Below are 13,070 nucleotides of genomic sequence, written 5' to 3' on the forward strand. Positions count from 1 at the left end.
TACCAGGAACTCCTTATGGCGTACTGATCATTTTGACAACGTGCTTTCCGTCACCATCAGCTGCGGTATATCGCAACGGACCGGTCGATATAGCTTGCGTTGCATCGAATTGAATCCCGAAATCCTGTGCGAGCTGCTGAAGCGTATCAGACGGTACCAGATCGTACTGAAGACAGATTTTGCCCACAGATGCGCACGATGCTTGGAATGACACAGGAAAGTTAACAACTGCGTACGAGCCAGGTGATGAACCACTCGGACGACTAACAACAGTAATATCAGTATCGAGTGGACGCGCGTTCAAACCACGGTACTTCGCAATGTAACTCGCATTTACCGCGTCTTCGCCGATGATGATGACATCCATCATCGTCAAGCCTGACTTGGTAATAGGGTTTGAAAGTGCGTTAGTGCCTGTACCGAGCTGAGCATGCATGATGCCAATCGCGGAGGCCGTGGCTTTAGCGAATGATCGCATAGCCTTGGCGTTCGCAGGATCAGCCGTTCCTTTAAACGGGTTTGCCACCATCAGCAAGAGGATGCCGAGGATTACTACCACGATCATCAATTCGATGAGCGTGAATCCCTTTTGGTTTCTGCGTTGTTTAAGCTTGCTTGCAAGAAGCATTGTTCATCTCCTTAAAAAGTTATAACTAGATCTGATGCGATGACACCGGTTGGTGGAGCTGCGGCAGTAAGATTTTTGTTTAACCGTAAAGCCGAGTAGTGTGGCGGCAAACCTGCCGTAGCAGTGCTAGGCGCTGTTGGGTCATAGTCTTGGCAGTATTCGATTGAGCCACCCCAAGCGGTACTACCAAACTCCTCTCTGCTAAGACCAATAGAGTCGAGAATGTTTACGTTAGCCGCATCTAATCTATACCAACCGTTGTGACACCCCATGTTTGTTACTGGATTACGCCCAACAAAGTTAGGCGCACCCGAGTTCGTCGGCAGTGGATAATAATTTTGACTACTATTGGCAGCGGCCATCCTAAGCCTTGCGTTAAATTCACTGCTCAGCTTGTCCCGAAGTGTATTTGTTCGAGAGATCGTCATGCTCAACATCTGCTTCTGTTCTGCCAGAGTACTGATCACCACACCCGCGTAGTCATTACCGGACGGAACCCATGTAGCAAAATTGGAACCGTTAAACGCACCGGAATCACCAGGAACACTTGTGTTGCAGCTGGCCTGTACTCCACAAGTAGTCTGATAGATAGCGCCAACATCATAGGTCAAGGTAATTTGGGTACCTGTTTGGAAATAATAAGGCATAGTGTAAATAAGCCCTGACACTAACTGATAGACCCTAACATTGCGGTTGATCGAACCGTCGTCATTGATGGAGTTCACCTCTACACCAGAGTTCCTCATTTCCAGTGACAACGCTAATCCCGGAGCACTTGTGTCATTAGGATTGAATATGGTGCTATTCATCCCACTGCCTGAATACGGTGCAGGCAAACGTCCGTTATTTGTATTCCGGGAAAAGCTTGTAATCGCTGTGGAAACTCGTTGAATTGCCAACGAGTTTCTATCCCGATTTTCCATTTCTCGGAGTTGTAGAAACTGAGACATGAAAGGCGCGAGCATCACCAAAATCACACCGAAGACGACCACACAGATAATCAACTCAATGAGCGTAAACCCCGCACTTCTCCTTCTCACAATAACCTCTACTTATTGATTTTTAGTGTGAGAGCGAGGTAATAGGTACTTACCGCATCCTTATGCGATTTCTTACCCATTAAGCCGGAAAGGAAATTGCCTTCAGCGTTGTAACCAGGAATACCTGAGCCAGAGCTTTCATTAGACTCGCTCACCTGGCCACCCAGAATGATCATGTCCCCATCGCGCATCAGCACTTCACCGGAAAAGTTACTATCTCGAATTTTCGGGATAGGCGAAGGTATCTGTTCAGTTTTGCCATCAGATCCAGTGATGAATTGGACCGACTGGAATACACCGGTCTGTATCGACTGAGTGAATGTAATTGGAGATCGTACGGTTTGCTCTTCGGCATCGTACGTTGGGACGATCCGCAGCAAAGCTCCTGTTTTGAATGGCACTAGCTGGTTCGTTGTACCAACCAGTGCACCGCCAGAAGCCCCTGATGATGTGTTTTGAACGATCTGGTTGTAATACTGGGTTTCATATTGAGCAAACTCGCCAGGCACGCCATTGGTTGTTACCAAACGAGGTTTCTGCTTTACCGTAAAGTTTCCGTTTGCTTCTAGGTATGCAAGGAATATCTGGGCTGGGTTCCCAGTTAATTTTTGCAAGCCGAGGAAAGTGTTGCCAATTACACCTTGATCACCAGGTGTAACCGCAGGAGGGTTGCCGGTGGATGGTGGTGAGACCGTCACACCACCCAGTGCGTTGTTATTCACAACCATCCCGTACTTACCACCAGCAAAGGTGGCAAACGCTTGGAGATCGAGGCCCTCACTTTTATCACGTGTAGTCGAAACCATGATCAACATGCCTTCGTACACCATGACCGCGCCGTTATCGTTCTTGACCCGCTTGATCAGTTCATCGACCTGGGTCATAACCCAGTGAGGTGCTTGGACAGTAATAGCCCCGGTATCAGGGTTAGTGCTGTAGTTACCAATCGTTTGTTCGGAACACAGCTCTTGAGTCGTCGTTCCACCAGCTGATACCGCTGGTTGTGCCGCTAGGAGGTTTACAGACGGTGGGGCCATAGGACCGCCCAAGCTGCCTGACAGCTCTGGCGGTAGTGGAGGCAGGCTCGCGCCGACGCTCACAGGGGTGACCGAGGATGTAGTTGGTATGCATTGCTTGAGCATGCTTGCCAACTGCTTATCCAAGTTCTCCCAGAACTTGCCTTCGATTTCAATCTTGCCCGTACCCGTATCAACCCCGGTCGACACACCCCCGACAAGGTTTGAGTTTGCACCGCCACTACCGCCGCCCATGGCGCTGCCGCCTGACGACCCACCGCTGCCTCCGCTGCCACCTGAAGATGACGAGCCGACGTTGCCGGAGATCGTGCCGTTTTTGTAGGAGGTTTTGCGGGCACCCAGCTTCAAATACCAGGTACGTGAGCGCATAGGGACAATAGCGACGAATTGGCCATCGTCGTTAATAACGTAGTCGAGTCCCATTGGGGTGAACAGCAGCCGCATGGCTGTCTCACCATCAACGTTCGTTACGCCGAATCCAGAATAGGTGTAGTTCTCAAGAGCCAGAGAAGACATTACGTTGACGCCTTTGCTCCGCAGCATCTCCGCCAAAGCACGCCCGCTAATGCCAGGGTTGTTTTTTGCAACTGGCAACGAAAGACGAATATTCTTCAGCCACTGGTGCTTCGGAATTTTGACCGGCTCGCCAGCCATAGGAATATTGCTGATGCGCACCCGCTGGTTACCCGTTGCATTCATCTTTGCCTTGAGTTCATCAATTTCAGTATTGAACTCTTTGACTTTCCCCGATTCGCTACCAATATGAGTGGTGCAACCCGTGGCGACAACGAATGCAAACGACAAGGTAAAAATACAAATTTTCCGCATCATTTACCTTTCCCCTCAAAAACATAGATTTTTAGTTCGGCGGTATTCACTTCGGCTTCAACTGTTGGGTTGTAATACAGAAGCTTGGTTACCGCTTCTGCGAAATTATTCCCAGTGACAGTAAAACTACTTTTAAGCATGTAGTCGTTTTCGTCTTTCCACGATGGTTCTTTCCACCCGTTTTCTTTGCTCAACCTTTCTAGGTTTGCGCGCAGTGAACCTGGCTGGATGTTTAAAGTGGTAATGACTGGGGCCTTGGGTGCGACGGGTGTTGTCGAAACAGTTTTAGGCTGGCTTTGAGGCGTAAACACTTTTGATTGCGCGGGCGTACTTACAGTTGCTCCCCCACCCGTTGACACAACAGGCTTTGGTTGCAGGTCGCTTTTCGGCTTGACTGTCTGCGCAACCGGGGCAACCGGGGCAACCGTTTTAACTGGCTCAGGGATAACCTTGATCACTTTGGCACTAGCATAAGTACTTCTGCCTTTGGACAGCATCACGGTGTTTTGATACCAATCAATGTGGAACTTTAATCCGTTCCGGTCGCCGATCTGACGCAAGACCTCAGGCATTGATTTATTACCCGTGAAACTGATAGTCAGCGGTACATCCGACTTCCCTAAAGTCTTATCTTTGTAAAGCTGCCATCCCGATGGCAGCACCATCATCATTGCTTCCGCAAAAGGAACGTCATCTGCAAAGGCCTCGACAGGCGTGGCTTTGCTTGGGCCAGTTTGAGTGACAGATTGATACGCTAGATCTACGACAAGTTCAGCGTTCTCATAGCGTCGCTGCTGCGGAACCAGTCCCGGCTCTGGGTTTTTAAAGGTAGCCGCACCCTTCTTTTCGTATGGCTGGAACTGCCCCATAGCAGTACTTTCGCTGCCATACGGAGTTGTTCCTTCGATTTCGAATCCAGCAATCGCAAAATCAGAAAAAACGATCGCGGATGCTGTAATTAGTAGTCGGCGCGCAATGGGTGACATCATCATTTTCCTGTTATCTGCACGCGTCATTTGCTCGATCCCACTTCCATGTATTTGATCACCACCTGGCGTAAGGACGGGTTGATTCGGATGTCGGCGACTTTCCCTGCCTGGAAACCAGCATCGGCAAGCCATTCAGCAGGCGGCCGTCGCTGTTCAGTCATGCTGATGATTTTGGGAGTCGCAGGTCTGGCACCAAGCACGATGGGTTTAGGCCAACCGATAACGTCCATCAGCGACGTGACGAACATCTCCAGCTCACCATTGAAGCCGTTCTCAAGCAGCAAAGGCTGGCGCATCTCAGGTGGTAGGCGCTTAAGGTCAACCTTGTACTCTTCAGTCACACGGTTCACCTTTCTCGCGGCCGTAGAAGACAGCGCAGCTTGCTCGTTCGACCGGGCTGTACGCATCGCTGCGTCTCTGAGGGCCATCACTGCTGGGTCGGTTTCCGACATCAGCGGTTGTTCAGCGCTCTTACCCGCACAAGCTCCAAGGAACACGATTGAGCAAAGAATCAGGGCTTTCGGTAGTGATCGCATTGGTTTACTTCGGTATCGATATATTATGCCGATGTTATCAGCCTGCCGATCCTTGTCAACCAAAGCGCGGGGGTTGTTAAGGTTTTCAGACACTCAACATAAAAAAGGCCCCGATTTTGGGGCCTTAGGAGGGAAACGCTCAGCGATCCATCAGCGAAGGGTCATCCTTTCATAACGGCTTTCACTCAACGCAAACTCCGTTTCAGAATAGTTATTCGGCAGTTGATTACTTCCTGATGGCGTAGATTCGAGAAGCAAACCTTGCTGATGGTCAGGTGCCCCGTGGTGGTCAATGGCAAGAAATGCGCTTTCTTCGAGTTGCGTAGCGATTTGACTACGGTATTCCTCAAGCATTTCCAGATACGGATCGTCAGTCGAAGCCAGGCTTGCAACCTGGGTAGCAAAATGCCGATTGAGTTCCGATTGCCGCGCCAAGGCTTGAACCAACTCAGGCTCACCGACCCAACGATCAGTCCGCACAGACCCGCCGAGCAGTCGTTCAACTTCAGCCTCGCATTTCTTCACATTCCGCTCTGTGCTCTCCACAATGTAACCACCAAGCTCATACAGCTCCCTTACAGCTCGCCCCATCGATACGGGGTCTTTTGAAATGCCCAACCTGACTTTCCGCTGGGCGATGGCTAGCAGCTCGCCGTCAACCATTGGTTGGATGGCGAAATGGATACCTGCCCCCAGGCGCTCCATGCTCAAGTGAAGCTCAATAGCTCCTACGGAAACCTTCAGTGGAACCGCTTTATCCATTGATCTCATTAATCTGGCTTCTAAAAATGGAAGTCTGTCTGAAAGTGCGGTGCCCACTTCTTTTGCGTAAAGCCACGAGGTGTCTCCATCCTGAAGGCCCGAGATCGATCCTTGGATTTCGACAGGCTTGAAGGTGGTGGTGGGTAGGTACCCTGAAGCCAAAGTCAGCTCCTTGAGTTCTCGCTTCTCCCATGAAAGTCGGCGTTCGCAGTTGTTCAAAGCTTCGTCAATGCGGCTTTTTTCTGACGCCCATGACCGTTGCTGCCGCTGGAGCTTGGTGACCTTATCGTCGGTCATCACCTTTTCACGTATCAACGGATTACCAGTGGTTACCGCCAGCACCTCCGCGTAGCCGAGATCCATTTCCTCGGAAACCTCGCGCCCAGCATGCTTCGGATCTGCGAGTGCCTGGTTGATGAAATTCGCTTTGCGCTTATTCGTCTCCCACATGAACAGATCGAACGAGTCGATTGTGGTGTAGCGAAACTCATAGATTTGGTCAAAAAACTTGTTGCCCTGGCGCTCGCCTCTCCCACGGCGTTGCTCGATGGCGGCAGGGTTCCAACCCGTATCAATATGGTGGATGGCTACCAATCGATCTTGCACGTTAGTGCCCACCCCCATCTTTTCAGTTGAGCCAAGCAACACCCGTACCTTGCCGGAACGCACGCGCTCAAATACATCCTCTTTTGCCTCGGGAGTTTTGAAGTTATGGATAAACTCCACTTCTCCTCTGGGGATGCCTTTAGCGATTAGATCGTCGCCTATAGCATCGTAAGCTACGAACTCTTTCCCCTTTCCTGGTGTACCCAAATCGAGGAACACAAGCTGAATAGCTTTCTGTTCAGTGAACCGCTCCCATACTGCATGGATATTCGTCGCAGCTGTGGCTAGCTTCAACGAGCAATCATCCGGGAGATCAGCCTCGCAGAGACGCATATCAAGCGAAGCCTTCCTCCCATCTGTAGAGATTTTCAACAGGTTGTCGACTGAAGGTGACACCTGCATGTTACGAACGGCAATAGCACGGTTCGCAAGGTGCTTCATGTAAGCCTGCTGCCACAATGTTGGTGGGACGCTCACAACCTCTGTAGTCACTTCTGGCGTCGGAAGGTTAAGTTCTTCCTTGCTTCGCACGTCTGCAAACGACCTGAACAACGAAAGCATTTCAGGGAGGTTGATGAACTTAGCAAAACGCTCGCTGACCTTGTAACCACCACCTTCCGGCAACGCTTCGAGGCTCGTCACAACCTCACCGAATCGAGATGCCCAATCGTCAAAACTGAATATTTCCATTTCTTCGAGAAGATCTGGCCTGAGCATTTTGTTATGAACGAAGAGTTCGCACATTGTGTTTGAAATGACAGTACCTGTGAAACCGTTCAGACCGAAAGGCTTCTTCCAGTGCTGTTGGAAATACAAACTAATTTGATGCAGATTTGTCGCACGCTGGGAGCCCGAGTTGGTAACGCCCAACACATTCATACTGCTGTTCAATTCAAGATTTTTATACAGATGCCATTCGTCAACGTTTAAAAGGTCGATACCGAGTTCGTCGATGTAAACTCGTGCACCAACCCGCTCCTCGGCATCAAGATCTTGGCGAAGGTTATCTAGCTTGTTTTCGACCGTTTTCCGCTTGGCGATGAGCTGTCGCTCCAGCCGTATAGAATCGCAATTGCTAATTACCGTCTCGATTTCTGCAATCTGCGCCGTGTAATAGCCTTCCACAATTTGCCTAGGGGCCGATATTTGATTGAGCATACTGTGAGTCATCACAATCAAATCCCAATCGTTATTCCGTGCCACGGACAAAAACCGTTTGCGGCTTTTACCACGCAAATCCTCTTGCGTAATCATGAGGATTTTGGCGGCGGGAAACATTTGCTTGGCCTCACGCGCAATTTGTCCAAGCATATGATTTGGCACAGCAACAGCAGGCTTTGTAACAATACCAAGTTGCTTGAGCTTCACTGCAATGGCAATCTCCTCGAATGTTTTACCCGAACCAACTGGGTGCGCAGCGAGGAAGTTGTACCCCATCATCGACATCGCCACAGCACCACTCTGATGGGCCCTTGGTGCCCACGAAGGTGATAGACCAGGGAATGTCAGCCGCGAACCGTCAGCCTTAGGTACTACGAAAATATTGTTCGCTTCGTTATACAGATCCGTGTATTGAATTATTCGCTGCTTATCACTTGCAACCCAGGTATTGAATTCGTCATTTATTTTTTTTTGCATTTCACTGGAAAGCAGTGTCGCTTCTTCATCAACGACCATTCGGCCATCAACTTCATGCTTATGGGTTGGTCTAGACCCATTTAGAAGTTTCTCTAGCAAGCTTTCATAACTTGCCGACTTGTGACCGTACAAAGTCGTTCGAGCTTGCTCGTTGTTACGTTTAAATCCGTTCGATACTTCGACAGACCAAAGACTCGCATTGGGAATATGACGGACACGAAAATCTACTTCACCAAGCTCGGAACATTTAAAAAGGCTTGTTGTGAACTGCCGCACGTGATCCGCAGGTATCCAACCGGCACCCATCCTTATAGTGATCTCTTCGAAAGGAATTTTGTCAGGAAGAACATCTTTTAGAGAGGATACGTTAACCGCGTACTCATGATCAATAGCAGCAATCTGTTCAGCTATACGCAGTTTTTTGATTACATTGCCTGACAGATACTGATTGCGAAGCTCGAATTCCTCAGTTTCGGGGTTTTTAAATATATCGTTCCCTACCAGACCAGAGACCAACTCTTCATAACTAAAGTTACTGATCCCCTGCATGTACCCGAAGTCAATTCGCCCCTTCCTATCAATGCTTAATGCCAGAGCATCACTGGTACTTTCTACAACGGTATGTTCCTTTTCCGGATTCACCACGCGCTTGGTAAAAATATCAGCCAGTTGAACCACTACGCTTTCTTTCTCGTCCCACACCTCTAGCGCGGCCACCTCAGCGCTACCGCTGTCATCTTCAATAACGCGAGAGACTTTAGTCGAGTTAATTGGTCCGTACTTTGTAACGAACTGATTGTATTGCTGTGTGACGGCTTTCTGCTCTAGCAGGAGCGAGTCATCATTACCAGTTAATTGAGCTTGCACCAATCGTCTAGTAGCTTGCCTTAAAGGAATGTAGTCGCTGATCAGGCTCTGCTCACCTGGCTTCATATAACTCAACGGCTGAGCCACATAGGATTGCGATATCAATATTCCGTCATCATCAAAGACAGGCAGAATATCGATTATCTCTATGAGCTTTCCTTCATTGAAGGTGTAGTCCCCAATCAATCCGTCATAGTGAGGCATGAGGAACGCCGACTCATCGAGGGCGCCAGGCTCAGTGCTCATGAAGCTGAAACCCTCGTCACGAGGCCATTCAGTCCTGAGTACAAGATCTTTAGGCAGCAAGCTAATACGACTACAAATAGCAGTAGCTATCGCAGCATGCTTTACCGCTTGGTTGTTCTCGTTATAGGGATTGTAATCCCGTCCCTGCTCTTGCATTAATGCAGCAAGGTTTAACTGAACTGAATATTTAGGACCAAAAGCGCTACCAACCAATTGGTTCTTACCGAGTACATTCTCCGGGTTATCAACAAAGTATCGGTTCAGGCTTACATTTTTGCTCTGGCTTCTATCCGAGGTAAAAACCTCGACCTCATCAGTCGAACTGAAATCATAATCCGCAAGTGTTCCCTTCGGCCTTTTTTGTAAAATCAAAATATCCGTGGTTACAGATGCTTTTTGGTCTTCAAACGACTGGACCGGCAACCGGTAAGCTGCAACCAAGTTCGCTTGATCCATAATCATGCGACGAATCGCTGGATCTTGTTTGTCCATTGTGCCCGACGAAGTAATGACGGACATGATGCCGCCTTGCTTCAGATGCTTCAGGCTCTTGAGGATGAAATAATCATGAATATGAAGTGACTCACCCATCTCCTTATCGAAGATTTTCGTCTCACCAAACGGCACATTACCTAAAACACAGTCAAACCCATCTTTTGATAGAACGACGTTTTCGAATTTCTTTTCAATGATTTTAGCTTCAGGGGCTATAGCCCGAGCGAATCGGGCAGCGATAGGATCACATTCCACCCCTACTAAAGTTGCATCACGTTGATACTCGGCCGGAGCGCTTGCGAAGAAAATCGCGCCGCCGCAACCAGCATCGAGCACACGGGCATCAGATCTCACGCCGAGATGTTGAATTGCCTGCCAAATGGCAGAGCCATAGCTGCCAGGTGTGTAATAGCTTTCCAGCCGATTATTCAACACCTGTTGGTTGAACGATTCGGGTTGTAGGCCAAGCAGTGCAGCAGTTTCCTTACCCAAACGGTTTTCATAGTCACGTTTGTTATCCGTTCTCAGGGCACCTGCTACCCCCCCCCAGCCTCTGAATGCCGCTAGGGTTGAACGTTCTGCATTGGAGAGCTTGTCACCCGCCTCATGCCTCAACAGGGTTTTGATTGCTGTCTGAACGTGTGCTGCGGTATTGAGGTTTTCACCCGTGGTATATGCCAAATCGGCAACAGTCAGACCAGTCCACGTCCTAACTCCACTTGGCAAACCTTCTAGTTTTTGGTCTCCCCCGCTAGTAGCTGATAACTCTTGCTCAGCTCGTCTAGCAGTACCTCGCGAGCGTACTGCTTCGATGCGTTCTCCCAAGCTGTTCTGGCCAGATACACTGTGTCCTGATCCACCGGTAGTGGATTGCTTCGCTTCCAGTTTTTCACCAGCTGATGAGCCTCCGCCTTCAGAGACTGCTGTTGGTGTTGGAGATGGTTTTGTAGCCCTCCCGCCCGGCTCAACTCCACCAGGTGACCTGGACAAAGGTTCAGCATCAATTGATGGCAGGTCGAGGCCCAAAACCCCATCGGTTGGAGTTCCGTTAACATCAGAACGTCCACGGTTAACGACAGTTGATGTTCTTGCGTTGTTGAAGACATTTGAAGGTTCTCCCGAGAGATTGCTTTGTGATTGGGGTTGCACTCTGGTTAATTGGTCAACGACAGTAAGCGCGTGGTCCCCCCCATCAACACCGGCTATGACTGCATTTGAGCCAGAATCAGGTGCTTCTGTTTTCGAGCTCTTGTGCCCGACCAAAGCGCTATAAATAAGGGACTTTATCTTCCCGACTGACTTTCCTTTAAATGACGATATAAGAGGACTAAGGGCATCAATGCGTTCAGCATGATCCAATGCCAGATATCTGGATTTGTATTTATTATCAATTAAAGCGAGATGAATTTGTGTTTCGACACTTGCAGCCAAAACTACTGACGCATCCAATTCGTAGTTTTTTTGTATGTAGGCAGCTGACACCGAATCTTTCGGATCAATGCCCACATAGTAGCGACCTGATAGGTATGGGCCATTCTCGATGAATACTTGGCCTAACAAAGGCCTTGTGCAATTCATCACTATCCATCCAGCTGGTATTTCCACTGGTGGAGGGGATTCGCTCAGAACACTTTTGAAATGATCAACTCGCTCGTCTGGCCAGCTTTGAACCTCTGGAAAGTCGTACAACTCCTGTTCACGAGGATCATCCGTTGGTTCTGCCACGCTTGGAACAGAGAGATCAACATCGTTACTAGGGGCCTGAAAGTACTTCCTTTCCACTACTAGTCGAGCCACAAATCCCGGCTTCCCACCAGCGTTGGATTTTGAAGAGTGGCTGACGCCGATCACTACGCCTGGTGAGTCATCTACCATTTCGCGTGCTTGCCAGGTATCAGCGGCTTCCTCGATCCATACGGTTCGCCCATTTCCATCTGGTTCGGCGATATACGCGCGGACGCCAGCTGAAATCACATTCGACAGGGACTCGATGGTGGTAACCGTGATGATCGACTGCGCGTAATCTTGACTCACCAGCGCCGGAACAGGCATTCCTTCAACCAACGCGCTGGATACTGCGTCCTGATGATAGGCATGCACATCGCGGATGTAGTTGGATTGTGCATTCTCTGTATATGAGGCTGTGAAAAATGGATTTGCCTCTGGATTTTTGGTGAATTCATCAAGCGGGATTTCCCACGATTTCCGCTCTACATTAGTGACCGGATCAAGAATGGAAGATTCACGGCTCGTGAGGACTTCTTTGAGTGCAGTTTGAAATTTGTGTTTAATTTCAATCTGATCGCTGGGTGAAAGATTGTTTGTTTTTACAATGTTAGAGAAAAGTTCACGAGCCGCATTTTGCCCAGAGCTCAGGGTCTCTGTCACAAGCCTTTCAATATGAACATCAAAACTGATTACTGTAACAGCAGGAATAGCATCTTCTGAAGGTGAAGGCAGTAGCCGTATTTCCCAGCGTGAGCGGCCGTCGAACACCACTTCGTGGGTTTGAGCCAGCTTCTTTTTATCGATGAAACTATCAGCTTTTTCCTTAGAACCAAACCACTTTACTGGCTGAAGCTCATCCGAGAGTATATTATCAACAGCCTGCGGAATGGACTCTGGATGACTGGGTTGTGTAAGGACTGTGTTTAACGGCTCAACCGGTAAGATTTCATGCGTTTTGCTCTGAATCTTTTTCCAAAATAGTTCAAACTCAGGTTGACCATCAACTTGATAGCCAAAGGCCAAAAGATCATCAAATGCAAGACTTATATCTACCCTGCCATTCGAGAAATACGGTGTGTGCCGACGCTGCGAGCCCGACTGATCAAAGTACTTCTCAATAAAGCCATCAAAACCTTCACCGGCTTCAATCTCTTTACTAATTAGGTCTTCGAGAATCTTCAGGCGAGCTGAAGACTCAGACAAATATTTGGCACTTAGTTTTCCACTAGAAGGTTCATTAGTCGCTGTTGGAACAGTTTTATCGCGACCAGGCGAACCAGAAGGTGGCGGCGTAGAGGAAACGGTTACAGCTGCGCTTGTAGCGGCTTTGGCTGGAACGCGTTTCGGTTGAGCCGCAGGAAAAATGCTTTCAATTGGCATTTCCTTTACTTCTGAGTATGGAAATGCCCCGCGAATCGAGCTCAGTGTGATGCTACTTGCAGGGCATATCCAGTACCTATTACCGCCAGGTTTATTGAACTGAGTCCTTGAGTCATGAACAAAACCCAAGTCCGAGAGCAACTTTTTATTATCTTCAATGCCAGCGCCTGTCAACGCGATGAAATGGTCACTAGGATTAGCCCCCCTAGCGAGAAACAAGTGAAGCCCATAAGGGCTCATATCAAGCCAAACTTTATTCATAAAATCCCCTGCAAATACTGTGCACGAGC

General features: G+C 48.9%; 6 protein-coding genes and 1 pseudogene. All 7 read right to left on the reverse strand.

The window, feature by feature from the left end:
* Nucleotides 1-13: 13 nt before the first annotated feature.
* On the reverse strand, nucleotides 14-628 hold the full coding sequence (locus tag AC3IUE_RS33480) for a type II secretion system protein (protein ID WP_489269116.1): 615 nt from the start codon (nucleotides 626-628) through the stop codon (nucleotides 14-16).
* Between the two features lie 11 nt (nucleotides 629-639).
* A complete protein-coding gene (locus tag AC3IUE_RS33485; RefSeq protein WP_489269690.1) occupies nucleotides 640-1,437 on the reverse strand; it encodes a hypothetical protein in 798 nt (265 codons plus the stop codon).
* Between the two features lie 156 nt (nucleotides 1,438-1,593).
* Nucleotides 1,594-1,668, reverse strand: a pseudogene (locus tag AC3IUE_RS33490) (prepilin-type N-terminal cleavage/methylation domain-containing protein); the annotation flags it as partial.
* Nucleotides 1,669-1,676: 8 nt separating this feature from the next.
* Nucleotides 1,677-3,536, reverse strand: a complete 1,860-nt coding sequence (locus tag AC3IUE_RS33495) for a hypothetical protein (RefSeq protein ID WP_489269118.1) — start codon at nucleotides 3,534-3,536, stop codon at nucleotides 1,677-1,679.
* Complete coding sequence (locus AC3IUE_RS33500) at nucleotides 3,533-4,549, reverse strand: hypothetical protein (protein ID WP_489269120.1); 1,017 nt, start codon at nucleotides 4,547-4,549, stop codon at nucleotides 3,533-3,535. Before AC3IUE_RS33500 ends, AC3IUE_RS33495 begins: the two co-directional genes overlap by 4 nt.
* Nucleotides 4,546-5,058 (reverse strand): DotD/TraH family lipoprotein, encoded by a 513-nt coding sequence (locus tag AC3IUE_RS33505; RefSeq protein ID WP_489269122.1) that lies wholly within the window; start codon nucleotides 5,056-5,058, stop codon nucleotides 4,546-4,548. The genes AC3IUE_RS33500 and AC3IUE_RS33505 overlap by 4 nt, the downstream gene beginning before the upstream one ends.
* A 150-nt stretch (nucleotides 5,059-5,208) precedes the next feature.
* Complete coding sequence (locus AC3IUE_RS33510) at nucleotides 5,209-13,041, reverse strand: N-6 DNA methylase (RefSeq protein ID WP_489269124.1); 7,833 nt, start codon at nucleotides 13,039-13,041, stop codon at nucleotides 5,209-5,211.
* Nucleotides 13,042-13,070 lie beyond the last annotated feature (29 nt).

This window comes from Pseudomonas sp. GL_093 (genome assembly GCF_057837605.1).

Bases quoted from the DNA above. Each gene is read 5' to 3' on its own strand.
- AC3IUE_RS33500 (WP_489269120.1), bottom strand. From the start codon at position 4,549: ATGACGCGTGCAGATAACAGGAAAATGATGATGTCACCCATTGCGCGC.
- AC3IUE_RS33510 (WP_489269124.1), bottom strand. From the start codon at position 13,041: ATGAATAAAGTTTGGCTTGATATGAGCCCTTATGGGCTTCACTTGTTT.
- AC3IUE_RS33505 (WP_489269122.1), bottom strand. From the start codon at position 5,058: ATGCGATCACTACCGAAAGCCCTGATTCTTTGCTCAATCGTGTTCCTT.
- AC3IUE_RS33480 (WP_489269116.1), bottom strand. From the start codon at position 628: ATGCTTCTTGCAAGCAAGCTTAAACAACGCAGAAACCAAAAGGGATTC.
- AC3IUE_RS33485 (WP_489269690.1), bottom strand. From the start codon at position 1,437: ATGAATAGCACCATATTCAATCCTAATGACACAAGTGCTCCGGGATTA.
- AC3IUE_RS33495 (WP_489269118.1), bottom strand. From the start codon at position 3,536: ATGATGCGGAAAATTTGTATTTTTACCTTGTCGTTTGCATTCGTTGTC.